Source organism: Myxococcales bacterium, from assembly GCA_022563535.1.
In the GTDB taxonomy this organism is placed as follows: Bacteria; Myxococcota_A; UBA9160; order UBA9160; family UBA4427; genus DUBZ01.
Genome location: JADFNE010000056.1, coordinates 1 through 26,545 on the forward strand (window position 1 = coordinate 1; position 26,545 = coordinate 26,545).

23 protein-coding genes are annotated in these 26,545 nt (G+C 62.7%); 16 read left to right on the forward strand and 7 right to left on the reverse strand.

Annotated features, from left to right (window positions below; genetic code table 11):
- Nucleotides 1–1,218: cytosine permease (locus IH881_15375; protein MCH7869075.1), on the forward strand; the 1,218-nt coding region annotated here is incomplete at its 5' end.
- A 17-nt stretch (nucleotides 1,219–1,235) separates the two neighbouring features.
- Here IH881_15375 and IH881_15380 read toward each other — a convergent pair.
- On the reverse strand, nucleotides 1,236–2,528 hold the full coding sequence (locus IH881_15380) for a VCBS repeat-containing protein (protein MCH7869076.1): 1,293 nt from the start codon (nucleotides 2,526–2,528) through the stop codon (nucleotides 1,236–1,238).
- Between the two features lie 274 nt (nucleotides 2,529–2,802).
- On the opposite strand from IH881_15380, the gene IH881_15385 reads away from it, so the two are divergent.
- Entirely contained in the window at nucleotides 2,803–5,259 is a 2,457-nt protein-coding gene (locus IH881_15385) for a CRTAC1 family protein (GenBank protein ID MCH7869077.1), read from the forward strand.
- A 4-nt stretch (nucleotides 5,260–5,263) separates the two neighbouring features.
- Nucleotides 5,264–5,701, forward strand: a complete 438-nt coding sequence (locus IH881_15390) for a heme-binding domain-containing protein (GenBank protein MCH7869078.1) — start codon at nucleotides 5,264–5,266, stop codon at nucleotides 5,699–5,701.
- A gap of 3 nt (nucleotides 5,702–5,704) precedes the next feature.
- On the opposite strand, the gene IH881_15395 is transcribed toward IH881_15390, so the two are convergent.
- Nucleotides 5,705–7,420 carry a hypothetical protein gene (locus IH881_15395; GenBank protein ID MCH7869079.1) on the reverse strand — a complete coding sequence of 572 codons (1,716 nt, stop codon included), beginning with the start codon at nucleotides 7,418–7,420 and terminating at the stop codon, nucleotides 5,705–5,707.
- Nucleotides 7,417–8,295, reverse strand: coding sequence for a hypothetical protein (locus IH881_15400; protein MCH7869080.1), 879 nt, complete (start codon nucleotides 8,293–8,295; stop codon nucleotides 7,417–7,419). The genes IH881_15395 and IH881_15400 overlap by 4 nt, the downstream gene beginning before the upstream one ends.
- A 96-nt stretch (nucleotides 8,296–8,391) precedes the next feature.
- On the opposite strand from IH881_15400, the gene IH881_15405 reads away from it, so the two are divergent.
- The 7 genes from IH881_15405 to IH881_15435 are packed head-to-tail and all read left to right on the forward strand — an operon-like array spanning nucleotide 8,392 to nucleotide 16,069.
- Nucleotides 8,392–9,402 (forward strand): agmatine deiminase family protein, encoded by a 1,011-nt coding sequence (locus tag IH881_15405; protein MCH7869081.1) that lies wholly within the window; start codon nucleotides 8,392–8,394, stop codon nucleotides 9,400–9,402.
- Entirely contained in the window at nucleotides 9,399–10,268 is an 870-nt protein-coding gene (gene aguB / locus IH881_15410; protein ID MCH7869082.1) for an N-carbamoylputrescine amidase, read from the forward strand. The genes IH881_15405 and aguB overlap by 4 nt, the downstream gene beginning before the upstream one ends.
- Before the next feature lie 54 nt (nucleotides 10,269–10,322).
- Nucleotides 10,323–10,721, forward strand: a complete 399-nt coding sequence (locus IH881_15415; protein ID MCH7869083.1) for a GFA family protein — start codon at nucleotides 10,323–10,325, stop codon at nucleotides 10,719–10,721.
- Nucleotides 10,722–10,751: 30 nt separating this feature from the next.
- The gene (locus IH881_15420) at nucleotides 10,752–11,957 is read left to right on the forward strand and encodes an aminomethyl transferase family protein (protein MCH7869084.1); all 1,206 of its coding nucleotides are present in this window, start codon (nucleotides 10,752–10,754) and stop codon (nucleotides 11,955–11,957) included.
- Nucleotides 11,954–13,543 carry an NAD(P)/FAD-dependent oxidoreductase gene (locus tag IH881_15425; GenBank protein MCH7869085.1) on the forward strand — a complete coding sequence of 530 codons (1,590 nt, stop codon included), beginning with the start codon at nucleotides 11,954–11,956 and terminating at the stop codon, nucleotides 13,541–13,543. The genes IH881_15420 and IH881_15425 overlap by 4 nt, the downstream gene beginning before the upstream one ends.
- Nucleotides 13,543–15,150 (forward strand): NAD(P)/FAD-dependent oxidoreductase, encoded by a 1,608-nt coding sequence (locus tag IH881_15430; GenBank protein MCH7869086.1) that lies wholly within the window; start codon nucleotides 13,543–13,545, stop codon nucleotides 15,148–15,150. Before IH881_15425 ends, IH881_15430 begins: the two co-directional genes overlap by 1 nt.
- Before the next feature lie 16 nt (nucleotides 15,151–15,166).
- Nucleotides 15,167–16,069, forward strand: a complete 903-nt coding sequence (locus IH881_15435; GenBank protein MCH7869087.1) for a hypothetical protein — start codon at nucleotides 15,167–15,169, stop codon at nucleotides 16,067–16,069.
- 34 nt (nucleotides 16,070–16,103) lie between these two features.
- Here IH881_15435 and IH881_15440 read toward each other — a convergent pair whose 3' ends face one another.
- On the reverse strand, nucleotides 16,104–16,925 hold the full coding sequence (locus tag IH881_15440; GenBank protein MCH7869088.1) for an enoyl-CoA hydratase/isomerase family protein: 822 nt from the start codon (nucleotides 16,923–16,925) through the stop codon (nucleotides 16,104–16,106).
- Nucleotides 16,926–17,021: 96 nt separating this feature from the next.
- Nucleotides 17,022–18,449: an amidase gene (locus IH881_15445; GenBank protein MCH7869089.1), complete on the reverse strand. Its 1,428-nt coding sequence runs from the start codon at nucleotides 18,447–18,449 to the stop codon at nucleotides 17,022–17,024.
- 30 nt (nucleotides 18,450–18,479) lie between these two features.
- Between IH881_15445 and IH881_15450 the strand changes: the two genes are divergently transcribed.
- The 5 genes from IH881_15450 to IH881_15470 all read left to right on the forward strand — a co-directional run bounded on the left by IH881_15450 (nucleotide 18,480) and on the right by IH881_15470 (nucleotide 23,606).
- Nucleotides 18,480–19,814: an aspartate aminotransferase family protein gene (locus tag IH881_15450; GenBank protein ID MCH7869090.1), complete on the forward strand. Its 1,335-nt coding sequence runs from the start codon at nucleotides 18,480–18,482 to the stop codon at nucleotides 19,812–19,814.
- The gene (locus IH881_15455; protein ID MCH7869091.1) at nucleotides 19,811–20,893 is read left to right on the forward strand and encodes a hypothetical protein; all 1,083 of its coding nucleotides are present in this window, start codon (nucleotides 19,811–19,813) and stop codon (nucleotides 20,891–20,893) included. Before IH881_15450 ends, IH881_15455 begins: the two co-directional genes overlap by 4 nt.
- A complete protein-coding gene (locus tag IH881_15460) occupies nucleotides 20,886–21,518 on the forward strand; it encodes a GNAT family N-acetyltransferase (GenBank protein MCH7869092.1) in 633 nt (210 codons plus the stop codon). Before IH881_15455 ends, IH881_15460 begins: the two co-directional genes overlap by 8 nt.
- Before the next feature lie 295 nt (nucleotides 21,519–21,813).
- Nucleotides 21,814–22,785 (forward strand): fatty acid desaturase, encoded by a 972-nt coding sequence (locus IH881_15465; GenBank protein MCH7869093.1) that lies wholly within the window; start codon nucleotides 21,814–21,816, stop codon nucleotides 22,783–22,785.
- A 14-nt stretch (nucleotides 22,786–22,799) separates the two neighbouring features.
- On the forward strand, nucleotides 22,800–23,606 hold the full coding sequence (locus tag IH881_15470; GenBank protein ID MCH7869094.1) for a hypothetical protein: 807 nt from the start codon (nucleotides 22,800–22,802) through the stop codon (nucleotides 23,604–23,606).
- Here IH881_15470 and IH881_15475 read toward each other — a convergent pair.
- The gene (locus tag IH881_15475; protein ID MCH7869095.1) at nucleotides 23,547–25,061 is read right to left on the reverse strand and encodes a hypothetical protein; all 1,515 of its coding nucleotides are present in this window, start codon (nucleotides 25,059–25,061) and stop codon (nucleotides 23,547–23,549) included. The genes IH881_15470 and IH881_15475 overlap by 60 nt on opposite strands.
- A gap of 162 nt (nucleotides 25,062–25,223) precedes the next feature.
- On the opposite strand from IH881_15475, the gene IH881_15480 reads away from it, so the two are divergent.
- Nucleotides 25,224–26,102: a hypothetical protein gene (locus tag IH881_15480; GenBank protein ID MCH7869096.1), complete on the forward strand. Its 879-nt coding sequence runs from the start codon at nucleotides 25,224–25,226 to the stop codon at nucleotides 26,100–26,102.
- A 277-nt stretch (nucleotides 26,103–26,379) separates the two neighbouring features.
- On the opposite strand, the gene IH881_15485 is transcribed toward IH881_15480, so the two are convergent.
- The gene (locus tag IH881_15485) at nucleotides 26,380–26,517 is read right to left on the reverse strand and encodes a hypothetical protein (protein MCH7869097.1); all 138 of its coding nucleotides are present in this window, start codon (nucleotides 26,515–26,517) and stop codon (nucleotides 26,380–26,382) included.
- Nucleotides 26,518–26,545 lie beyond the last annotated feature (28 nt).

Here is a 26,545-nt window from a genome sequence, read left to right on the forward strand (position 1 = left end):
ATCGGCGTGTTCGTGACGACCATGCCGCTCTCGATTGCGGCCCAGCGCTACGGGCTCGAACAGATGGACGCCTGCAAGCCCGCCTTCGGTCAGCGCGGCGCCCAACTCATGCTGATCTTCTACCTGATCAACATGCTGGGCTGGTCGGGACTGATTCTCGTGATGTTCGGAAACGGCATTCACAATATCGCCGAGGCGCTCGGCTACCACCCGGGCAGCTGGGTCGTCGGGGCCGGCGTCGCGCTCGGGCTGTGGCTCTCGTATCTGATCGTGACCCGGGGCGTGCACCTGCTCAAACTCGCGAATGCGATCATCACACCGGGCCTCGGGCTGCTGGTCATTTTCATGTTGTATGTGCTGCTACACGACAAGGGTTGGGAAACGATCGCCGCCGCCGAGCCCCTCAATCCAGGTCCGTCGCCCTTCATCAACTACATGGTCGCGCTCGAACTCGGCATCGCGGCCGGCATCTCGTGGTGGGGTGGAATCGGGTTCCTGGCCCGCAACACGCGGTCCCGACGCAACGCAATCTACCCGGAGTTGATGCAGCTCGGATTCGCGGGAGCGCTCGTGTGTTGTGTCGGCCTGTTCTCATCGCTTGTCGTGCGGTCTAGCGACCCGACGGAGTGGATGATTCCGATTGGCGGTGTGGCCATAGGGGTGCTCGCACTCGGCTTCGTGGCTCTCGCAAATGTGACGTCTACTGCGGTCTCGCTTTTCGCGAGCGGGCTGGCACTGCGTCATGTGCCGGGCCTGCGGGAAATGAAGTGGAAGCGGCTGATGCTGCTGGCCATCATGCCGTGTGTTCCGTTCGTGTTCTGGCCACACGAACTCTTCGGCATGGGGGACGCCTTTCTCGCGTACAACGGCACGATGTACGCGCCGATCGTCGGCATCGTGTTCATTGACTTCATTGTCCTGCGACGGCAGCGGCTGTCGCTGTGGGCGATCTTCGAAGGGTCTTCGAGTGGCGCCTACCACTACAGCAACGGTTTCCACTGGCCCGCCCTTGCGTCCCTTGTCGGCGGGCAGGCGTTGTACATCTTCCTCTACAACCCGATCACCGGGGCGACCCACGAGCTGTTCCGATACATGCCGGCGTCGGTCGCGGCCTGTATCGTGCCCGCGTTCACCTACTGGATTGCGACCCTGGTCATGCGCAAGACCGCCACTGCAGACCTGAACGCACCGAGCAATCTGGTCGAACCCAACATCTGACGCCGGTCCGAGATTCGCTAGCGCGGACCTCGGTTGAACCACACTTCGAGGGACGGGCCGGTCTCGGTCGGAGTGATGTCCCACGCCCGGTTGACGGCCGCGACGATGTCCAGCCGGCCGTCTGCGTCGAGGTCGAACAGGGTCACGCCGGTATGTCGGGGGTGACCCGACTCGATCTCCCAGGGAATCCAGGCGTCGCCGTCGCGCTCGAACCAGACCACGGAGTCGAGGCGCATGGCGTTCTGGGGAACCGGGAGTTCGATCTGGGGCAGGAACCCGCTGGCGACGATGTCGAGATCTCCGTCCCCATCGAGGTCACCGGCAACGGCTGCGTGCGCGCCGTAGAGCCGACCGATTGGATGCGGGTGAAAGCCTTCCTCGCCCCGGTTCTCGAGCCAGGTGATGCCGTGATAGGGCTTGAACGCGATGCCGTCGTCGAGCGTGTCTCCGTTCGTCAGCAGGAAGTCGATGTCGCCGTCTGCGTCGAGGTCGACGGCTGCGAGGTGACTCGTGCCCCAGGCCGGGTGCGGCGCTCGAAACAGGACGCGTTCTTCGTAGCCCCCCGAATCCCGCGGAAGAAACAGCGAAACGATCTCGTGTTCCTGGGCAAAGGCCACCACGAAACCCGGGCCAGTCCCCGGCTGAAGATCGGTGACCGGGATGATCGACACCGCGCCCGCCCGTTCGATGACGAGCTCCAGGCGGAAGTCGAACACGTCGGAGACAGTCTCGTTGCGCATCACGTACACCCCGCCCTCGTGCAGGTACCCGAACGCGGCAACGACCAGATCCATGTCGCCGTCGAGGTCGAGGTCCTGGGGACGAACGTCGGCGACGCGACCGATATCGTCGGCGAGAGTCCGAAGCTCAAACTCGCCGGGTTCGAGCTGAAGCGCGATGAGGACGCGCCCCGTCAGATCATCCGTCGGCAACGTGTCGCCGAGATCGGCGATCAAGAGGTCGTTGAGGCCGTTGCCATCGAGATCGATCTCCGACACGCGCACCGGATGCCGGGCCCGTCCGATCAGGCGCGGTCCGGTCTCCCACGAGAGGAGATGGATGCTGCCGAACGCCATGTTGGGCACCGCGAGCAGGGATCCCAAGCGCCCGACCGTCGCGACCCCCGGCCCGCTCTCACGCCCCAGTCGGAGCGAACGGAAGTCGAATTGAAGGGGCGCGGATTTGCCGGAGTTGACCGAGGTAATGGCCTTCTCCATCAGCAGCCGTTCGGGTGCCCGGCTCTCGTACCAGGCAATGAAGCCTTCGACGTCGAAATCGAATACCGTGGGGCTCCCAGCTTGGGAGTCCATGAGGAACGCCATGTGCTCGATCTGGGTTCGCCAGACCGGGCGAGGAAGCAGTTCTGGCGCCGGGAAGAGATGGCAGCTGCTGCACACTGCGTGCACGTGGTCGGATTGGGGCTGTTGTTGGAAATGTCGTTGGGAATCTTGTTGGGAGGGGCGTTGAGGCTCCGACCTGCGAAAAGACAATAGAAGGAGGACGAACGCCGCGATGCACGCGAGCCCGACAAACAATAGGAGAATCCGGCGCGCCCTCATCGGTGGTGGAGTCTATCACGCCCGGGTGGCTTACTCTTGCCAGATGACTCGCTCCCTCGCATCTCGACTCGTGCACCGCTGCGTTGAATTCGCCCTGATCGGCGTCCTGGCCTTCGGACTCGCGTGCGGAGAAGGCGTCGACCGACCCTCATCACTCGAAGAGTGGCGGGCGCAGCGCGCTCGGCTCGACGAGACCGTCTGGGCCGACGAGCGGCTCGCCCAGGAGTACGAGCAATCGCTCGTCGTGTTGTGGGACGCGCTGCTCGCAGCGGACCGGCGCGGCGATCCGAGCGCAAAGGCCGAGGTTCTGGCCAGCGTTGCCCTCGAGCGCATCACAATTGGCAAACCCGTCCTGGTCGAAACCCTGGACCACGACATCGAGCGCTTCGAGTTGAGCCAGCCACACCGCAGGCTCAATTCGTCGCAGTGGTCCGCGTTCGTTCGCGAACTCGCGGCGGGCGGATACCAACTCATCCAGTCCGAGTGGCACCACGCGCGCTTCGAGCCGGCGCAAACGGATGCGCCAGCGCGATCGCTCGTCTCCATCGTCCTGCACCTGACCGCGACGGCGGGCGAGCGCCGGATCAGCGTCGAGGGCGACCTCGCAGTCGAGTGGTCCGCTGCGCGAGATGCAGCCGGTCACTTTGCCCCCACCCAGGTCGATGCGACCGGCCTCGAAATGCTCGTTCGGAAAGGTCCACCGGCCTTCGAACGAATCTTCTCGATTCAGTCACCCGACCGCCCCGACCTCTACTCGGGCATTCACCCGCTACTGCTTTCCGACCTCGATCGCGACGGCCTCGTCGATGTCGTCATGGTGCGAAGCGCGCGCGTCCTATGGAATCGCGGAGACGGCAAGTTCGAATCCGCGCGACTACTGGCACATCCCTACCTGCTCACGGAAGCCGGCGTCATCGCGGACTTCAACGGGGACGGCCATCCAGACCTCCTCGCCTCGCGCGCGCGCGGCGACCTCGTTCTATATCTAGGAGACGAGCGGGGGCATTTCGACAGTGAGCCGCTGGTGACTGCGTTCGACGAGCCACTGCTCGGGCCTTCGGTTCTAACCGCCGGCGACATCGACGCGGACGGCGACCTCGACGTCTGGCTCGGCCAGTACAAGCCAGCCTACAACGGGGGACAGATGCCCTCGCCGTTCTACGACGCGAACGACGGATACCCCTCCTACCTGCTCGTGAACGACGGCGACGGGAACTTTACGCCCGCCACGGAGGAGGCCGGACTCAGCGCGAAGCGCTTCCGGCGCACCTACGCGAGTAGCTTCGTGGATCTCGACTCGGACGGGGATCTCGATCTGCTCGTCGTGAGCGACTACTCGGGCGTCGATCTCTACCACAACGACGGAATGGGTCACTTCACCGACGCCAACGACACGCTACTCGGTGACCGCCACTTGTTCGGCATGTCGGCCGCGTTCGCCGACTACGACCTCGACGGCAAACTCGACTTCTTCGTCGCCGGGATGGGCTCCACGACGGCTCGACGGCTCGAGTCCCTGGGGCTCGCTCGCGCGGACCGCCCCGAAATAACCGAGATGCGGATGCGGATGGCCTACGGCAGCCGGCTCTTTGTTGCGCGCGATGACGGCTGGCACGAGTCAGAGTTTGCATCCCAGGTCGCCCGCACGGGCTGGACCTGGGGAACGACCCCTTTCGACTTCGACAACGACGGAGACCCGGACCTGTTCGCCGCGAACGGCCACCAGAGTGGGGAGAGCACCCAGGACTACTGTTCAAATTTTTGGAGCCACGACCTCTACGATGCTTCGTCGGAGCCAGACCCAGCGCTCGCGAGCATGTTCACGGAGGCGTCGATGGGGCTGCGGTCTGGAAAGGAGTCCTGGGATGGCTACCAGAAGAACCACTTGTTGATGAACCGCCGCGAGAAGGGATTCATCGACGTCGCATTCCTGCTCGGTGTCGCGGACCAATTCGACAGCCGCTCGGCCGTGAGCACTGACCTCGATCGCGACGGGCGCGTCGACCTGCTCGTGACGGAACATCTGGGCTTAGATGGAGAGACGCTGCACATCTACCGCAATCGCCTCGAGACCGGGAACGCCTGGATCGGTGTGGAGCTGCGCGATCAGGGCAACGGTGTGCCTTCACCAGTGGGCGCGTCGGTCACTGTCCACACAACCGGAGGGATCCAGATCGGGCGCGTAGTCACCGGCGAGACGCTGATGGGACAGCATGCGATGACGCTGCACTTCGGACTCGGCAAGGGGGAGCAGGTCAAGACGATCGAGGTGCGTTGGCCGAACGGCCTGAAGCGGATCCTGCGAAAGCCGGAACTCAACCGCTACCACCTGATGCTCACGACGTCAGGCGTGGGGGTTCCCGAAATCCTGGGGGTCAGCCTGGAAGTCCCATCGGGCGTGCCCCGGGGCCAGGAACTCTTGCAGGGCCTCTTGTCCAATTCCCCTGAACACGCCGACGATATGAATGGGATGAACAAATAGCCCGATGTCCAGCAACGAAAAACGTTGGAAATGGCTGGGCGCCATCGCGGGTCTCGTCGTCGCGCTGCAACTCGTGCCCATCGAGCGAGACAACCCGCCCGTTGAATTCGACTTGCCGGCGCCACCGGCAGTCAAGTCGATCATGAAGCAGTCCTGCTACGACTGCCATTCCCACGAAACAACCTGGCCCTGGTACGGATATGTCGCACCGGTGTCCTGGTATCTCGCCTACACCATCGCGGAAGCTCGCTCGGAGTTCAACGTCTCGACCTGGAAGACCTACCGACCCGACAAGCGCCGACGCCTGCTTCGGGACGCCCTCGAGGAGATCGAAAAGGAGGCCATGCCGCCTTGGGAGTACCTGCTGTTGCACGGGGAGGCGCGCCTGAGCGAACAGGAACATGAGATCCTACGCGACTGGATCACTGCGACCGAAGATTGAGGTCTACCAGCCCGCGGCGCGCAGAGAATTTTCCAACGCTGCGGCCCGCTGTGCTCGCTCTTCAGCGTCGGCCACGAGATCAAACTCTTCCACGGAAACCCGCCGCCCAATATGGCGCTCGAGAGCCACGAGAGCCAGGGTGCGATTGTACGGAAACTCGTCGCTGAGACCCCGGATCAAGGGCGCGATCCGATCCTGCAGATGCGGAGACCGGGTGGACGCTTCCAGTGCCGCGGACCGAACGAACTGGCTCGCTGACTGTACCCAGACTTCGCCGGTGGGGCGGTTCAGGTTGCCGCCGTACCCGGCTTCCACTCGAGCGCGCGGCGGCGGCGCAAGGTTCCAGTTCCTTTCGAGTTGCGTCAGGGTCCAGCTGATCGGTTTGTCGAGATGACAGAGGTTGCACGCGTTCGGACTCGCCGACTCGATCATGCTGGGGTCGATCGGCTTGCTGATCTGGTGGCTGCGAACGATGGTGTCCAGGCCGGAGACCGTCCTCGGCATGTGACAATCGAGACACGAAACTGCGTCAGAGTGATGGGTGTGCTTCGCGCGATCCGCCGCCGCATCGAACTGGGGATGGCAGTTCAGGCAGGCCTGCAAATCGCTCTCGCGATCGGGTGAACCGCTGGGGTCTCCGCGTTCGTGCGGGCTGTGGCAGTCCGTACACTTGATGACGCTCGCACAGGCACCGCTCGCAAGGGCCGTGGACTCGTTCGAGTTCACGGATGGGCTCCCATTCGGGTAGAGGTTGAGATGCGCGCTGTGGCACTGCGCGCAGATCGAGTTGATCACGAACGGGTCGTCGCGATCGGACTCGGCGGGCTGCTTGGTGATCGGGTGCTCAATCGTCATCTTCGGTGAGGTGGCGACGAAGCGAATCTCCCTGTTCTCGCTTGCGTGCTCCCGGCCGCCGAAGTGACAGCTCTCGCAGCTGATCCCGACCGTGACCAAATCACGCGGCAGCGTTACACGCTGCGACTTCTTGATTAGATCCTCGTCGCCGCCGTAGGCCTCATCCCCGGGCCACTTCACGGATTCCTCCGGGTAGCCCCCAAGCCAACTGCCCAGGCTCACGAGACGCCGCTCGTATGGATAAGTGTTGTGACAAATGAGACACGTGGTGTTCCAGCGGTGGTCTGGCGCAGAGTAGAAGTAGTTGCCGTAGGCGCCGCCTTTCTGGTACTCGCTCTCCGGCGCTACGGTGGAATCAAAGAAGAGTTCGGGCAGCCAGCGCTTCAGGGTGATCGAGTAGCCGAACTTGAATTTGTTCTCGAGGTGATAGGAGGGATGCCTGCGCGTCTCGGGACCAAAGATCTGCTTGCCAATGTAGTACTGCACGTAAAGCGAGCCGATGGTGCGGGTGACCTGAAGGCGTCTCAAGGGTTCGCCATTCTCGTAGATCGACATCAGGTAGGCCGGTCCTATCCGGTGGAAGATCACGTACCCGTCCTGATAGTCGAGCCGCGCTCCGGAAAAATCACCCTTGACCGATTCTTCCGTCGCATCCTGGTTCATCACTCTGTGGGAATGCGTCTGCCAGGAGTCGAAGTTATCCCGATGATTCTGCTCGTGGCACTCGACACAGGCATCGGGACCGACGTAATCCTCGGAATGGATGTTGCTGTACGCGGCCTGGTCGTTGAGCCACAGTGTCAAGCCTGCAGCAACTGCGAGAAATCCGCTCAACAGAATCCAGTGCCGTCGCTGCAGTTTCATCCGCGAATATCGTGCACGTTGGCTCCGGATTCACCCGGAACGATCGGAGCGAATCGAGCATCGAGTTGATCGAGCGGTATGACACCACCGCCGCTGCGACGAGTCAGCTCGTCCAGAAAATCGAATTTTCCGGGGCCGATCGGGATGCCCCACACGGCGATACCTCGCTTGCCAAGTTCGGCTGCGCGCTCGAGTGCCCGTTGCGACGACCAGTACTTGCCGTCTGGTGCCGAGGGTTGACCGAGGTAGAGCAACAGGAGCACGCGCGGACGAACCGGCTCGAAATGGGTAACCGCTTCGTCCAGCAGCAGTGCAGCTTGCTCGAGGAGGCGACTGAGGTCCGTGCGCTTTTGTGCGTGCGCTGGAGGAAAGTGATCGAGCGCTGCGAGCACCGCTCCGGTTGCGCCCACCGGTACCAACACCTGCGAAACATCGGTGAGCAGGGGGAGGACATCGACCTTGTAGCGCGAGCGAACCGCGAACGACGCGAGGCCTACGCGGTTCTGCCGCAGGACGAGTCGCTCTACGAGGGTCCGCGCCACCCGGAGCTGTAGCGCACGAACCGTGTCGCCGGAGTCGGTCGTCCAGAACTGCGGGGCCGTCGGAACTCTGGAGATCCAGTCCGCCTGGCTTCGATCGCGTCCCACGATGCCGTTTCCGTCGACATCGATCCCCGAAGCGAGCAAGGCGAGTGCCGAGTGGTCGATCACGACCACCACGTTCGACGCAATGAACGGAAGGGTACTGCTTCGATCACTCTCCTCGACGACGGGTTCCTGGCCTTTCGGCTCGGGCGCGTAAGACGGGTTCGCACAGCCAATACTCAGCAGATTGAGGGAGAGCATCACGGATACACAGCGCAGGTAGTTCCTCATGCTGGTAACGCTAGCGGGGAACTTCTCACGCTGGCAGTGTGTCGAAAAAATAAGCAGACCAACGACCCGAGACCGCATGGCTGGTAGCATGTCCGGATGGGAAACCCAGTCGACGACGGTTATAGAATGCCCGCGGAATGGACACCGCATACGCGCTGCTGGATGTCCTGGCCATGCGAGCCGGAAGTGTTCCCCGACCTGCCACTCGGCCGCGACGCCTACGCGGCGGTCGCGCGCGCGATCGCGCGCTTCGAGCCGGTAACGATGATCGCAAACCCCGATCACGTCGCAGACGCGCAGACCCGCTGCGGTGACACCGTCGAGGTTCTCGCAATCGAGATCGACGATTCATGGACCCGGGACACCGGGCCAACCTACCTCGTCGACGGGCGAGGGGGACTGGGCGGCGTCGACTGGCCGTTCAACAACTATGGCGAGCTCACCCCCGACTACGAAAACGACAAGCTCGTCGCCGGGCGCATCCTGAAGCACTCGGGGGCGCGACGCTTCGAGGCCCCCTTCATCCTCGAGGGCGGTGCGATCCACACCGATGGAGAGGGCACGCTTCTCACAACCGAGAACGTCGTACTGAATCCGAACCGGAACCCCGATCTCACGAAGGCGAAGGCCGAGGAAGTGTTTCGCGTACACCTCGGTGTGGAAAAGGTGATCTGGCTCGACAACGCCCTCGACGTCGACTCAACCGACGGTCACGTGGACAATCTCGCATGCTTCGTCCGGCCCGGGATCGTGGCGGCGCTGGTTGCGGAGGATCGGGCGGACTCTCAGTATGCACCGCTACAGGAAAACCTCGAGCGGCTCCGAAGCGCGAAGGACGCCGCGGGTCGGTCGCTGGAAATCATCGAGATTTGCCAGCCGAGTCGCAGGGAATTCCAGGGCGAACGCCTCCCGATGTCGTACATCAACTTCTACATCGCGAACGGCGGGATCGTGCTCCCCGTGTTCGACGACCCGGCGGACAAGCCCGCCATCGAAGCAATCGAGCGCGCCTTCCCCGACCGCGTCGTGGTGCCGGTACCCGGCATCAACATCGTCCGGTCCGGGGGATGTGTTCACTGCATCACGCAACAGGAGCCAAAGCCATGAGAGAAGTCACCGTTGCGGCCACCCAGATGGCCTGCACGTGGGACCTGGACGCAAACGTCGCGCGCGCGCTGGAGCTGGTCCGGGAAGCGGCCTCGCGAGGGGCGAACATCATTCAGATTCAGGAACTCTTCGAAACGCCATACTTCCCAGCCGAGGAGCGAGAAGAATATTTCGAACTGGCAAAGCCGCTGGACGGGCACCCGACGATCGCAAAGATGTCGGCACTCGCGAGGGAGCTCGAGGTGGTCCTGCCCGTCAGCTTCTTCGAGCGTGCGGGCAATGCATATTTCAATTCGCTCGCGATCGTCGACGCGGACGGCAGCGTGATGGGCATCTATCGCAAGAGCCATATTCCGGACGGCCCAGGCTACGAAGAGAAGTACTACTTCAACCCCGGCGACACGGGCTTCCGAGTCTGGAAGACCCGCTACGGCAACATCGGCGCGGCGATCTGCTGGGACCAGTGGTTCCCGGAGTGCGCTCGGGCAATGGCTCTGTTGGACGCCGAGATCTTCTTCTATCCCACGGCCATCGGAGACGAGCCCCAGCACGATCCCGTCGACTCGAGGCGTTCATGGCAACGGGTGATGCAGGGCCACGCCGCCGCGAACCTGATCCCGGTCGTCGCCTCGAACCGGATCGGTACGGAGGAATCGGCCTCGAAGCTCACGTTCTACGGCTCCTCGTTCATCACCGACATCGACGGCGAGATCGTCGCCGAGGCTTCGACGGACGAGCAGACGGTCTTGACGGCGACCTTCGACCTCGACGCGCAGCGGACGAGACGTGCGTCCTGGGGATTCTTCCGGGATCGCCGGCCCGATCTCTACCCCCGTCTCCTGACTCTCGACGGCACCACGGACTGACGCGATCGCGGGGTCGCTGATAAGCTCTGCTGCGTGACAGAAGAAAGGCTCTACATCGGCGGCTGCCTCTGCGGGGAGCTGCGATACGAGGCCCGCAGATTGATTGACGCCGGCTACTGTCACTGCCGACTCTGTCGACGCTCGAGCGGCGCTCCAGTTCTCGCCTGGGCAAGCTTTCCGATCGCGAGTTTCTCCTACAAGCAGGGTAAGCCCAAGGCGTATCGGTCTTCGCCCGAGGGGCTGCGGGAATTTTGCGCGAGCTGTGGCACCCAGATCGCCTTCCTGGTCGCCGTTAATCCCTCGCGGATCGATGTTAATATCGCAACCTTGGACGATCCCGGATCCATTGAGCCGGAGTACCATATCTGGGTCGGGTCCTGCGTGCCCTGGCTACACATTGACGACGACTTGCCACGTTACTCTGACGAAGGTCCCGACTCCCGCAACTCCTGACAACTTATTAAAAGAGAGAAATAGAGAGCGATGCCCCGCAAAAGCCCGTTCCACGCTCACACCTCGGAACTGTGTACCAGTCAGAACTGGCAAGAGTGGGCCGGCTACTTGTCGGCGGAGAGCTACGAACTCGATCACATGCGCGAGTACAACGCAGTGCGGACCTCTGCTGCGCTCTTCGATGTCTCGCCGCTTTTTAAGTACCACGTGCGCGGCCGGGACGCGGGCCGACTGCTCGATCGCGTGGTGACGCGCGACGTGTCGAAGTGCCAAAGAGATCAGGTCTTGTACACGACCTGGTGCGACGACGACGGAAAGATCATCGACGACGGAACCCTCGCGCGGATAGGCGAAGACAGCTATCGCCTGACCGCGGCAATGCCGACCATCGACTGGTTACAGGACAACGCCCTGGGGCTCGAGGTCGAGATCGAAGACACAACCCACGACTTCGGGGCGCTCGCCCTTCAGGGTCCGACATCGCGCGACTTGCTGCAGCAGCTGACCCGTACAGATCTCGGCCGCCTGCCGTTCTTCTACCAGGTCGAAGACGAGTTGGCGGGTGCGCCGGTGCGAATCGCGCGCACGGGCTACACCGGAGACCTGGGTTTTGAGATCTTCGTCGAGGCGAAGTACGCCGGGCGGGTCTGGGAGGCGATCGCCGATACGGGTCGGGCCTACAACCTGCAGCCCGCCGGCCTCGTGGCCCTCGACATCGTGCGCATCGAAGCAGGTCTGCTGCTGGTCGAGGTCGACTTCGTGTCGTCCGTCCACACGTTTTTCGAAGTTCAGAAATCCACGCCCTACGAACTCGGCCTGGGTTGGACCGTGAAACTCGGCAAGGACTCGTTCGTCGGGCGCACAGCGCTCCGCAAGGAGAGAGAGCGGGGACCCGACTGGCAGACCGTCGGGCTCGTCGTCGACATCCTCGCACTCGAAAAAATCTACGCCGATTACGGCATGCCGCTTCAGCTCCCGTACACGTCGTGGAACTCGGCGGTGCCCGTCTACGCACGCAACGAGCCGGGCACACCGATCGGCAAGGCGACCAGCGGCACCTGGTCTCCGATCCTCAAACTGTATGTTGTGATCGCGCGCGTGCGTCCCCAGTATGCGAAACCCGGTAGCCGGATTTTTCTCGAGGAGACCGTCGAGGGCCGCCGCTATCAGGTTCCCGCAGAAGTCGTGAAGCTCCCGTTCTTCGATCCTGCGCGCAAGAAGGAAACACTTTCATGACCGCAGCTAGCGCGGACAAGTACGACGCGATCATCATCGGCGGCGGTCACAACGGTCTGACCTGCGCGGCCTACCTCGCAAAGGCCGGACGCAAGACCCTCGTGCTCGAACGCCGATACGTGCTCGGCGGTGCAGCGGTAACCGAGGAGCTTTACCCGGGTTTCCGTTACACGGTGTGCTCCTACGTCGTGAGCCTGCTTCGCCCCGAGGTGATCCGGGAACTCGAGCTCGCCAAGCACGGGCTGCACCTCCTCCCGCTCCAAAGTTCGTTTGTGCCGATGGAGAACGGAGACTACTTCGCGACCCATCCGGACGAGGCCAGCACACGCGAAGAGATCCTGCGACACTCGAAGCGCGACGCCGACATCTTCCCGAAGTTCGATCAGCTCATGTACAAGATGGCGCACGCGGTAAAGCCAATCCTGAGCATGGTGCCGCCCGACCCTGCGAATCCGGGACTGCGGGGCCTGCGCACACTGCGGGACTTTGGCAAGCACCTCCAGCAACTCGGCCCGGACACTTTTCACGATCTCACGAAGATCATGACGATGAGCGTCTCCGATCTTCTCGACGAGTGGTTCGAGACCGACATCATCAAGGCGCTGTACGGCCTCAACGGCATCATCGGTACGAAGCTCGGGCCCAAGTCTCCGGGCACGGCCTACGTACTGCTGCACCACTACATGGGCGAATTGGACGGCGCGTTCACCGCCTGGGGCTGGCAACGGGGCGGGACCGGCGGTGTGAGCGAGGCCATCGCGAGCGCCGCCCGCAGCTACGGCGCCGAGATCCGTACCGAGGCACCGGTCTCCCAGGTGATCGTGAGAAATGGTCGGGCGGTGGGTGTCGCCCTCGAGAACGGCGACGAGATCTATGCCAACACCGTCGTGTCGGGCTGCGATCCTCGGGTCACGTTCCGCAAACTCGTCGAGGAGAAGGAACTCCCCGACGATTTCGTTGCTGCGATCGATCGCTTCAAGTTCCGCGGCTCGTCGGGCAAGGTCAATCTTTCCCTCGACGCCCTGCCCAGGTTCACTGCGATGAAGGACGACTTGCCCGTGCAGACGATCGAGATCTGCCCGAGCACGGACTACCTCGAGCGCGCCTACGACGACTCGAGCTACGGGGGCTTCTCGAAACGTCCTTACATGGACATCATCATTCCCAGCACGATCGACCCCACGATGGCTCCGCCCGGAAAGCACGTGATGTCAATCTTCGTGCAATACGCTTCCTACGAAATGCCTGAGTACGGGAACAAAGATCAGCAGCGCGAGGCTTTCGGCAACGCAGTGATCGATACCCTCACTGAGTTCGCACCGAACCTGAAGGAACTCATCTTGCACAAGCAGGTGCTGACACCCTGGGACCTCGAGCAGGTGTTCGGCCTCAGCGAGGGCAATATCTTCCACGGAGAACTCACCCTCGATCAGCTCTTCTTTCTACGGCCCGCCCCGGGCTACGCAGACTTCCGTACACCTATCCGCAACTACTATCAGTGCGGGTCCGGCACCCATCCCGGCGGCGGAATCACGTCCGGCCCCGGACGCCTTGCGGCGCTCGAAATTTTGAGGGACCGAAACTGATGGCCGACGACGTCAATACCAACAACGAGAACTACGACGTAATCGTAATTGGCGCTGGCCACAACGGACTCGTTACGGCCGGCTATCTCGCCAAGGCGGGCCGCCGCGTGCTGGTGCTCGAACGCAGGGATCAGGTGGGCGGTGCGGCGGTGACGGAAGAGGTGTTCCCCGGCTTTCGCTTTTCGACCTGCGCGGACGGCAGCGGTTACTTGTGCCGGGAGGTGCGTCGCGATCTAAAACCGGACGTGGAGATGCTGGCTGTCGACCCAGTCGTATTTGCACCGCAGCCCGACGGTTCGAGTCTCGCCATCTGGCGCGACAGCGCGAAGACCGCGGCGGAGATCGCAAAGTTTTCGAGGGCAGACGCCGAGCGCTATCCGGCCTTCGTCGAACTCGTCGGGAAGATCGCGGCCGTCATCGGCGGACTCGCGCGGGTCGAGCCGCCCGCCCTCCCAAACGTGAGTCTGCGCGACCTGCTCAGCGTGCGGTCACTGGCCGGGCCTATGCGCGCACTCGGCCGCAAACACGTCAACGATCTCCTGCGGGTCCTGCCGATGCCCGTGGCCGATTTGCTCGACGAGTGGTTCGAATCCGACGTCGTGAAAGGCGTAATTGCCGCAAGCGGCGTGCGCGACATCACCTGGGGACCCAAGGAAGCGGGCACCGCCTATGCGCTGCTCTACTACTGGTCGCTCTCCGACACCGGGCTCTTGCGCTCCGCTGGCGCGGTCAGGGGCGGCATCGGAGCGCTGAGTGATGCCCTCGCGGCGTCCGCCCGGGCGTTTGGCGCAGAGATTCGCACGTCGGCTCGAGTGGAGAGCATCGCGACTGAGAACGGCCGAGCGGTAGGTGTGAAGCTCGCGGGAGAGGGGATCCTGCGCGCGTCCGTGATCGTCTCGAACGCCGACCCTCGCACCACATTCTTCGAACTCCTCGACCCCTACACCCTCGACGCAAAGTTCGTGCGCCACGTGCGCAACATCAAGTACCGCGGCTCTGCGGCGCGAGTACTTCTCGCACTCAGCGGGGTTCCCGAGTTCAGCGCACTCGCTGCGCGGGGCTCCGGTGACGAGTCTGCGATGCTCTTGCAGAGCCCGATCCAGATCGCGCCGACGCTCAACTACCTCCAGCGCGCCTACGACTGTGTGAAGTACGGCGAGTCCTCGACGAAGCCCTACCTCGACGTGATGCTCCCGACGCTGCTCGACCCGAGCCTCGCACCCGCCGGCCAGCACGTGATGTCGATTACGGCGAAGTACGCACCATTCAAGCTGCGAGACGGAGATTGGGACACACGGCGGGAGGCGTTCGGTGATATCGTGATCGACACGCTGGCCGAGTACGCGCCGAACATTCGGGACGTGATCCTGCACCGACGCGTGCTCACACCGCCCGATCTGGAAGCGGCCTACGGACTTCCCGAAGGCAACCCGAGCCACGGAGAGATGACACTCGACCAGTTCTTCCACATGCGACCGATTCCCGGCTACGCCCGCTACCGCACTCCGATCGACGGGCTCTATATGTGCGGCGCCGGCTGCCACCCGGGCGGCGGCGTTACCGGGATCCCCGGCCATAACGCCGCACGGGCTATCCTTTCCGACTAGCCAATTAGGGGCAAAGATGATTTCGAAAGTTGAAGTAATTGCTGTAGCTGTGGTCTTGTCGGTCGTGATCCTCTTCGTAAGTTCGTCATGGTGGAACGAGGGCGAGGGGAATGGTGACGGAGTCACCCCGCAAGAAGTCTCCGAGTCGAAGGAAGCAGCGGGAGTAGACCAGACGCAGCGCGAGCGGCGAGGCGACTCGCAGTCGGAGCTCTCGTCCCCGGAGTCTTCCGAAACCTATCAGGACGGCGAGAGCCGGAACGATCGACGCAGCAGAGCCTCTGAACGAGAAGTTGCCCGCTCGGGCTCAGCGCGCAGAACCGACACCTGGTCCGATCGACAAGATTCGTCGCGCAATCGTCGTGCGGAGGATGATTGGGATCGAGAAGACTCGAGTGAGGACGAGCGAAAGGATTCCAGGCGCGGCTTGTTGCCGACGGGCTCACCCCCCTCCGACTCCGACTCCGACGAGACTGTGGGGGACGACCCGATCGATGCGGATCTCGATGAGGAAAACCCGCTCAAAGAGGACTTCGACGAGGATGGCGAAGAGGAGCCCTCGGAAAAGAAATTGGCGGAGCGACTCCGAGAACGGGCCGAAGGGATTCCAGCGAGGCACGACAGTGACGACGGCGAGTACCCCATAGAGCGAGATGCTTACTACGGCAAGAGAAATGCGAAAGAGGAGTTCGACTTCATCGACAAGGACAAAAATGGCGAAATGGTGGTAGAGGAGTACAGCGACTTCCTCATCACCACAGAGAAGGCCATAGTCTATCTCGACGATAGCGGGGACGGAAGAATCGACTTCGACGAGTCTGGACTCTCGCAGGACGATTTCTCGTTCTTCGATCGCAACTCCAGCGACGATCTCAGTCCTACGGAGATGCAAAAGCCCGTCATCGAGGGATTCTTCGAATAAGATTCCGCAGACGACCGACCCGACACCTCCGCCGCTACTCCGGCGCGGCGGTCTCGCGGGCGATGCGAGCCTCCTGCCATGCGAGTGCGGCCTTCGGGCCTTCCTTCTCCACGATCTCGTTGAACTCTTTTGACTCCGGCGTTTCAGCCGCTTCGGCGTACACCCCGAGTTCGAGACCCTGGAGCAGCCCCTGGCGCATGCCCATGACATCGGCGCCGCGGTTGATCGCCTCCTTCGTGGCCACGACGGCGATTCGATCATTCGCGGCGATCGTGCGCGCAACTGCAAGCGCTTCGTCGAGGTGACTGCCCTCGGGCACTACCTTGTTGATCAGCCCGAGCGCGAGCGCCCGCTCGGTGGTGACGCGGTCGTCTCCGGTCAGCAGAAGCTCCTTGGCCTGCTTCAGGCCGATCACCCAGGGGAGGATCAGCGCGACGATGCCGCTTCCAAACTTCACCTCGGGCGCGCCGAAACGACAGCCTTCGGCGGCGATCGTGATATCGCAGGCGACCGCCATCTCCATGCCACTGCCGAGGCAGTACTTGTGCACCGCAGCAATCGTGGGCTTCGGAAAATCCCAAAAGCGCATGATCGCGTTGAAGTCTTTACGGAGTTCGGTGCGCAGGAACTCGACGCCTTCTCCTTCACCCATGTCGAGGTCGAAGCCCGCCGAAAACGCGCGACCCGCGCCGTTCAGGACAACCACGCGCACCTGATCGTCGGCCTCTGCTTTATCGAGGCACTCACCGAGGGCGACGACTGTCTTGGCATCGATGGCGTTGAGCTTGTCGGGGCGGTTCAGCGTCAGCAGCGCGATCGGGCCGCGGCGCTCATAAAGTACTCTTTCCGGTTCCATCTATTCTTCTCCTGTGTGGGTCGAGACTGCACCGACCGACCCTGTTTATCCATTGGTCTATGGTCTATTGGTCTATTGGTCTTTTTGCCTGTGTGCCTACGGGGTGAACGAGGACTGCGCCAGCGGAGGCATGGCGAAGCCCCCAACGGCCTTCTCGTACGCTGCCGCCGCGCGAAAAACGCTGATGTCATCGAACGAGCGACCGACGATTTGGATCCCAGTCGGTACACCAGTTTCCGCTCGACCGCTCGGCACACTCAATACCGGGCAGCGGGATAGCATGTTGAACGGATAAGTCATCACCCATCCGAGTATCGGGTCGACGGTGATGCCGTTGATTTGCACATCCGCGGTAGTCGGGTCCATGTCGGCCGCAACCGACGCCAGGGCGTTGGTGGGGCAAACGAGCACGTCGCAGCGATCGAGAATCGCCGAGAGCGGTGGGTACATCTCACCGGCGAAGGTCATGGAGTCGAGGAAGGCTGCAGCCGACGTGTCCGACGCCAGTTCGGCAAACGCTCGCGCGTAGGGCGTCAGCAGCTCGCCACCCTCTTCGACGTCCCGCGCGACGTCGGTTCCGAACAGATGCTTCAGGTGAGCCCAGGCGGCGACGCGGGTCGCGTCGGTCCACGGCAACGCGACCTCTTCGACCTGGCAACCGAGGCCGCGGAAGACGTCGAGCGCCGCCTCGGTGTTGCGCACGACTTCGGCGTCGACCTCGAAGTACCCGAGGTCGATCGAGTAGGCGACGCGCAAGCCCTGCACGCCCTCGAACTCGACCGGGAGTTCGAGCTTCGGTCGCAGGGACGCGATATCCCCTGGGTGCGGTCCCGCGATCACGTTCTCCATGCGCGCGCAATCCGACACGGTGCGCGCGAGCGGACCTACGTGACAGTAGGTATCGAGGTTGAAGAGCGGCTCCTGGGGCACGCGGCCATAAGGAGGCTTGAACCCGACGACTCCGCAACACGCCGCCGGAATTCGGATCGAGCCGGCGATGTCCGAGCCGGTCGCGAGGGTCGTGGTGCCCGCGGCCAGGGCAGCGGCAGAACCGCCCGAGGACCCGCCGGGTGAATACGCGGGATTCCAGGGGTTTCTCGTCACCCCCCAGAGACGAGAATGCGTGACGGTAGTGCACGCGAACTCCGGAGCCGTCGATCGCGCGTGCACGATTGCTCCCGCATCGAGCAGACGCTGCATGAACGGAGAAGTCGTCTCGTCGATATGGTCTCGCTGCAACAGCGAGCCGTAGGTCGTCCGCTGTCCCTCGATTGCAGCCTCGTCTTTTACCGCGAGTAGCACGCCCTCGAGCGGACGCGCCTCGCCCCGGGCGTAGCGATCCTCGGCCTCCTGCGCCTGCTCGAGCGCCTGTTCGAAAAAGGTATCCGTGAAAGCATTGATGGTCGGCTCGACCTTTTCGCTGCGCTCGATGACCGCACGAGCGAGCTCGACCGGGGAAAGGGTTCGGGCCTCGAATTGCGCAATGGCTTCAGTAGCGCTCAGGCTGGTAAGTTCGGTAGACACAGGCCGGGGAGAATATGTAATCCTATGCAGATGGCCATCAAACTAAGGACAGAAATTCCTGGACCTCGAAGTCGCGAGATCGTCGCTCGCCGCGAAGCCGCAACACCACCCGGCGCAGCCAAGCTCACGTCGATTGCAGTCGAGAGTGCCTCGGGCTCCGTGGTCGTCGACGTAGACGGGAACCACTTCATCGACCTCGCAGGCGGCATCGGCGTGCTCGCCGTGGGCCACTGCCCAACGGGGGTCGTCGACGCGTTGAAGGCCCAGGCCAGCAAACTCGTACACATGTGCGCGATCGTCTCGACCTACGAATCCCATGTGCAGGTGGCCGAGCGACTGAACGAGCTCACGCCGGGGGACTTCGCAAAAAAGACACTCCTCACGAGCACGGGCGCCGAAGCGGTCGAGGCCGCTGTTGGGCTCGCGCGGTACCACACCGGGAGGCAGGGGATCGTCTGCTTCGAAGGCGGCTATCACGGCCGCAGCAGCTTGACGATGGCGATGACCTCGAAGTTCGCGCTCTTCAAGAAGGGCTTCGGCCCCTATGCCCCCGAGGTCTACCGCTTCCCATTTCCCGACATCTACCGGCGCCCGCGGGCGTTTTCGGAAGACGAGTGGATCGACTGGCACCTCGAGAAGCTGGACGACTGCTTCGTCTCTGTCGTCGCCCCCGAGCACATCGCCGCCGTCGTGGTCGAACCCGTGCAGGGCGAGGGTGGTTTCCGGGCAGCGCCCAACGCGTGGCTGCGGCACCTGCGCGAGCGCTGCGATGAACACGGCATCGTCTTCATCGCCGACGAAGTGCAGTGCGGCATGGGACGCACGGGCCGGCTCTTCGCAGTCGAGCATGCCGATGTCGTACCCGACGTGATCGTGACGGCCAAGTCCCTCGCCGCGGGCATGCCCCTCGGTGCAGTCACGGGCCGCAGCGAGATCATGGACTCCGCCCATCCCGGTGGACTCGGCGGCACCTACGCGGGCAACCCACTCGCATGTGTCGCCGCCCTCGAAGCGATGGACATAATTGCGCGTCCCGAGTTCCTGACCCGGGCTCGAGAGGTCGGCGGGCGTATCCGCGCGAGTCTCGAAAAAATTCAGTCCGAGCACACCGAGATCATCGGCGATGTGCGCGGCCTCGGGCCGATGCTCGCAATGGAAGTGGTGACCGACTCCGAGAGCCGAAAGCCCTCGATGGAGGCGACGGCTGCGATCAACGCGGAGACCCTTGCCCGCGGCGTGATTACGATCCGCGCCGGTCTCTACTCGAACTGCGTGCGCTTCCTGCCGGCACTCGACATCAGCGACGCCGAGATTGACGAGGCGATGGACGTGGTGGCCGAAGCCGTTCGAAAAGTGGACGCATGATCCGCCGTCTAGTGCTGCGCGGCAGCCCGACACAGCAAGGCGCCCTGCACGGCGCGACGTTCCGCGAGGGCATCCGCCGCTACACCGACGAACGCGTGCGCCTCGCGTCGAACGGAAGCTGGGCGGGCCGAGCAACGACACGCGAGGACACGCTCTCGCTGGCGGAAGCCATGCTGCCCGCACATCGGGCCTACGCACCCGACCTCAGCGAAGAGATGGAGGCGATGGCCGAGGCCAGCGGGTTGTCGGCGGCAGAGTGCGTGATCGTTGGAGGCTTTACCGACTTCGTCGATACCGTGCGCGGGCAATCGGGTTCGGCGCCCGAGGAGGACAACTGCACCGCGGTGCTGGTCCCCGATGCACTCGCCGAGGGACACGGATACCTGGCACAAACCTGGGATATGCACGACTCCGCTACGGAACACGTGGTCATGCTCGAGATCGTGCCGGAGAACGGCCCTCGTGCGTTCGTCTTTTCGACGGTTGGCTGTCTCGGCCAGATCGGTTTGAACCAAGCGGGGATCTCAATCGGCATCAACAACCTCGCTGCGGCCGAGGGCCGCGTCGGCGTGACCTGGCCCTTCGTGGTGCGCAAGGCGCTCCAGCAGACAGACATCGAGGCCGCGCTCGCGTGTGTGGTCGAGGCGGAGTTGGCCGGCGCGCACAACTACCTGCTGTTCGATCGTCACGGACGGGGCTACAACGTCGAAGCCATGCCAGACTGTCGGACCGTGACGAAACTGGAAGGTGCACCGCTAGTGCACACGAACCACTGTCTCGATGCCGACGCCAAACGCGAACAGGCCGAACGGCCGCCCGAATTACTCGAATCATCGGAAGGGAGACTCCGGCGGGCGGACGAACTGCTCGCCTCGAGCGACCCCATCACGCTCGAGCGACTCATGGCGCTCACCCGCGACCCCGTCGCAATCTGCCACCGATCACAGCCCCCGTTCCACATCGAGTCGTCCGGTGCAGCCATCATGCGCCCCGCAACCGGTGAACTGTGGGCGGTCTGGGGGCTGCCGAGTGAAAACGAGTACGAGGCGTTCCGGTTCGAAAGCGAACGCGATGACTGAGCTGCGATACATCAACATCACGGAGGAGTACGCGCCCCAGTGCGCGAAGCTCGAACGGCTGAGTTTCCCCGAGACGGATCCCTCGGATCTCATCGACGAAGAGGGATTCCGTGCCTACGCGAGAATCTTTTCCGAAGGCTTCTTTCTCTGCCTGGACAAAGAGACCGTCGTAGGGCAGGGTGCCGGAATTTTTTTAGACTTCGATTTCGACCAGCCTCAGCACACGCTTGCGGGGATCACGGGCAAACACCAGTGCGCGAACCACAACCCGGCGGGAGACTGGTACTACGGAACCGACATCGTGGTGAATCCCGGATACCGTCGACTCGGCATCGGCAAGCAGCTCTATGAACTGCGCAAGGGAGTCACCCGCCGCTTCAACAAGAAGGGGATCATCGCCGGAGGCCACATCGGCGACTACGCCAACCACAAGCACAACATGACCGCCGCCGACTACATCGACAAGGTCGTAAAGCGAGAGCTCTACGACTCGACATTGACCTTCCAGCTCGACAACGGCTTTAGGGTGGTAGCCGTGCTGGATAATTATTTGGACGAGCCCGCCATAGATAACCGGTCGGCTCTAATTCTCTGGGAAAACCCAGACTACAGCGACGGCCGCTAGCACTGGATGATAAGCCCAGACCAGGGCGACGGGCGCTAGCACGGCATCTTCGCGACCTGCTCGTTGCGCGGGGTGCTCGGCGTACATAAGTACGCCTCCGCGCCCCTGCACTCCGCGGGCCGCAAATCTGCCGCACTATCGACCGTCTTTAGTTGGATCGTGTGTTTTCGGGGGGAGTTGCGGATTTTGAGGGTTAGATTCGACCACTTTTGGGGGAGTGGTACCTTTGTGATCTATGGCTTTGCGAGAGTCTGCGTTCAAGAGTGATGAGGGCCTTCTTTATCATGGGGGGGCGGTGGCTTATGCGCTGATTGCTTATGGGCTCGGGTTTGTTGGGTTGTTTGGTGGGTCGTGGGTTTTGAATGCTGGGGGGGTGTTGCTGCTGGCTCATGGGATGACGATCGCGGCCTACATGGTGCATGAGTGTGCACACAGTACGGTGTTTGAGCGGAAGAAAGACAACGCGGGGCTCGGTCGATGCTTGACCTGGATCTGCGGGGCTTCGTACGGGATGTACGAAGACATTCGCTACAAGCACCTCCGACACCATGTCGATGTCGATGACGTGGTCTGGTTCGATTACGATCGGTTTTTTCGGGAACACCCGCTCGCGCTGCGCGTTACCCAGGCGCTCGAGTGGTGTTACATCCCGGCGCACGACCTGCTGATGCACGCCATCATGGTCTTCACTTCATTCACGATCCCGGAGCGTCGCGACCAGCGCGCGCGCAATGTCCGGGTGATCGCCGTTCGCGGTGGCCTGTACCTCACCCTGCTCTTCTTCTTCACGAAAGTCGCGATCCTGTACGCGGTCGCGTACATGGTGATGATGACGATCCTGCGCTTCATGGACAGCCTCCAACACGACTACGGCTACCACCTCACGCTCTTCAGCAAAACGCCGGGAACCCACAGGGGCGATTTCGTCTTCGAGCAGGAGCACACGTTCAGCAACCCCCACTCGCTGCGCTTCGAGCGACTCAACTGGCTCACCCTGAACTTCGGCTACCACAACGCCCACCACGACAACATGACCACACCCTGGTGGCAGCTCCCGGCGCTGCACCGCGAGCTGATGGGCGACGATCCCGCGGTCGTAATCCCGTTGGGATCTCAGCTCGCCATATTCCACCGCTACCGGGTCGAGCGTGTCATGGGCGGCAGCGACGAAGTCGCGGACGAGGCCTGGGGCCGCGCTTTCTTGAAGGCAGCGCGCGCGGGTCGAGTTACCGGGGGCAACGCGGCGTCGTTCCTCACCGCATTCTAGGAGCCCTGCGCAATATGCCCCGAGCGCCGCAGATCGTCCCCGACTGGGCCATCGGTTGCATGGACCGCGCGTACATCTCGCTGGATGGTGGTGAGAGAGATCACTCGATCGCAATCTGGATTCAAACCGAGTCCCAGTACTTCGATCTCCGCATCCGGCACGACCGCCCCCGCTTCGGGCAGACCCAGTCTCTCTCCTCGTTCAACCGGGACGATCTTCTGCAACTCGCCCGACAGTCGGGCGATACGGGCATCTGCACGATCGAAAACGAGATCGCTACCTGGACGAGTTGGGGCGATCGTTTTGGGTTCTACTGCGACGACGTCGCAATCTTTCCCGATGACGGCCGGCTCGATCTCAGACAAGGGACCGTCTACGAGTACGAAACGAAAAAGAGCGAATTCCGCTACGAAGAGGCCTGGGTCCAGCAACCGTATGACCACGGCCTCGTCGCGCACCTGACGCTCTGCGACGAACGCGACCCCGATCGCGCACTCGGCGTGTTGGTCGTAACGGGGCGCTACGCGGGGTTCGTCGAGCGCGTCACCCGTGAAAATGAAAACACTCTCGAGACCCAACTCGAAGCGGCGGGCGACGACTGCAACGAGATGCGCAAGATTCTAGACTGCGAGGCGAGCTACGCGATACGGGCGAGCGCGAGTTCAGCCTACGTGATCCGTCACAGCAATCTTCCGTTCCGCGAGGGGCACGAACTCGACGTACCGCGAATGGACCGACGCATCCTCGAAGGTCGAAAAACGCTACCCGCTCGGCGAGACGGCGCCGTCTGGCGCGTCGAGTCCTGGTTCGTGACGGAGTGAACAGCTGGAGGGACGCGGCCCGACCCGCCAGAGAATCTCTCTTGGTAGTGTCGAGATCGGCTCGTCCTCAGCCAAGATGCTGCTGTTGATGTCGTAGAGGTCGTTAGCACGACTGGCGTCGATCTTGACGAGTTCGAGCGATGCCACGTGTCGCGCGGCGGCATGTTCGCTGTTCCACTCCCGAATCAAAAACTTCGCATACGCGGGTCGTAACTTTCGTATCGCGGGCTGACTCACGGACAGCTGGTACTTCCACCAGTGATTGTTGCGCGACGTTCGCCGCGGACGGTCCCAGTCCAGCGCCTCCCCGGTGTGGAGGTCGACCTCAGTGTCGTCCTTGAGGCACGCATGGAAGACGTAGTAGCGGTTGCGCAGGGGCGTCGACCAGAGCCGCCATTCTTGGCTGAGGGCGAGCGCTTTGGTGGGAATGCGCAGAATGGTCCAGGTCGCGCTCCGGAAGCGGGAGCGATCGAGGGACGCGACGTTGTCGACGACGACCAAAGAGAATGCGAAGACCACCAGCACCCCTCGCGCAATTCCCGCCCTCAATCCGCGATCCGGCGACACACCACTGCCCTGCAGCCCCCACCCCGGCGCGACTCGATCCCAGAACAGAGGCGGCAAGAACGGCACCCAGGCCAGGGCCATCACGTACTCGAACAGGCCGAGATTCATGGTTCCCCCGACCCCGAGCAGATGGAACGACACCATCGCAATCACGACGCCGATGCGGATACGCGCCGTCGCCCAGGGGAAGAACGCCAGCAGGGGCAGGACGAATTCGATCGCGAGCGTCGACGCTGTAGCGACCCGAAGCAGCTCCGGGTAAGCCAGCAACTCGCGCCCCAGTGCGGTCGCCACGCCCTCGACCCGCATCGAGTCTTGAATCGCGGTGAGCTGTGTCCAGGCGGGATCCATCAACTTGTGGATCAGGGAAAAGGCGTAGATGAGCGCGACCTGAAGCAACAGCGCGACAGATGCGGGGGACAGTTCGATCCGCGGCTGGATGGACACCGTCTGGCGTCGATCCAAACTCGGTGGGCCGGCGAGGGGAAGAAAGATCGACCAGAAGAGCAACAGCCGCAGGATCAAGTCCGAGCCGGAAATGACCAGCGGCTGACGGTTGTGGAGCGAGACGAGCAGCAACCAGGAAAACAAAACTGCCCAGCGAGTGTGCCGTCCGCACAAGAGAGCCAGTGCAGCGACCCCGGCAGTACAAAAGAGCAGCGCAATGTAGGGAGTACTACCGAGGATGAGGTGAAAGGACCATGCGATCTCGACGTTGGAATAGATATCCAGGTAGAGCGCGCGAGGGAGGACTCCCTCGTCGGTGTAGTGAGCCCGGAAGTCCAGCGCGCGGTACACCAGATCGGCCAGCAGTAGCACGGCGAGTCCGATCCGAAAAGCAATCAGGCTGCGGAGATCGATTCCGAAAATCTGTTCGGCCCGGCTCACCTTGAGTCTCTCCCGACTAATCCGAATGGTGTCGCACTGCTATAATAGAGGCAAGAGGAGTGCGTATAGATCATAGAAGCTCGACCTAAAAGAAGGGGATTGGCAATGGCCGCAGGTATTCGCTCAAGGACTTTCTGTTTTCTCGCTGGCATCGCGATATGCGTGGGTGCACCCTGCATCGCGCAGGCGGGCCCGGCACTCTACACCAGTGAGATTCGCCTCCACTTATGGGAGCGCAACGTTCCCTACGGTGCTTTGCATAGCCATCCAGTCATGGGCAACTCGCCGGGTGACTTAGCGAGCCTTTCCGGCCAAGCACCCGCAGGGTTTACACTGCCGGCCGGACAAATCACCCTGATGGCCTCCCTGGTCGAAACTCTCCCCGCGTCCTCAACGTTGATTTTTCGCAGCACGAATTTCGCGGGTGCGAACGCTGGCGGGAATTTCTTCGATGGAGGGGCGGCTGACGTAACCAAATTCAAGCCCGTGCCTAGCATCCAGGCGGAACAATTTGGCGTGACCTTCTCGGGTGGACCCGGTCGGTTCGGAGGCGTCATGAACCTGCTGGGTACCTACAACTGGTACGGCGAGTTCACGGCCATACCCCCATACATCATTCCCGTCCCGCTATCGGCCATTGGGGGCCCCGTCGGTGGAACCGCCACCGCCATGGCCTACCTCGGAGGTACCGCAAGCCCGTTCACCTTCGTCACGGCAACCGTGTGGGGCTTCCCCTGGGATACCGGCACCGTCGGCGCAAGGGCCGCCGACCTTGGGACCTGGTCGTATTCGACCACGTCCGACATGGGGGATGATCTCCGTACCCCGTCTGGCCTGGGAGGGCTGAATCTCGTGACCCCCTTCCTGGTCCGAGTCAACATCAACAACTGTGGGGGGTGCATATACAACACGTGGTACTACGCGGGCATCGTCGACGCGCAGATCCAATTCGTTCCCGAGCCATCTGCGAACGTAGCTCTCGCTGTGGGGGCTGGAGCCCTAGCGGCTCTACGGCACCGGTCGAAACGGCGGAAGCTCTGATGCGAACTTGCTGTTGTAGGACAAAAGCCGAGCGTCAGCCGCCCATCACGATCACGCGGCGATCATGTACGCCGAGCACCCCGAAGCGAGCAGGTCGCAAAGATGCCGTGCTAGCGCCCGTCGCTTCAACCCTCTCCAGCTCTCCAACTGAAGACGGTCGATAGTGCGGTAGATTTGTGGCCCGCGGAGCGTAGGGGCGCGGAGGCGTACTTTTGTACGCCGAGCACCCCGAAGCGAGCAGGTCGCAAAGATGCCGTGCTAGCGCCCGTCGCCTACATCAGGATCGCGCAGCGATCCGGTAGTACCACCAATTAGGCACGTCTTCGCCGAAGACGTCGACCATGTCGTACTTCTGCGCGTACGCAGCGTCGAGTGCTTCGACCTGGCCGGATTCCTTGACCTCCGACAGCGTCACCTCATAAAGCTTTCCCGAGATGGCGAGC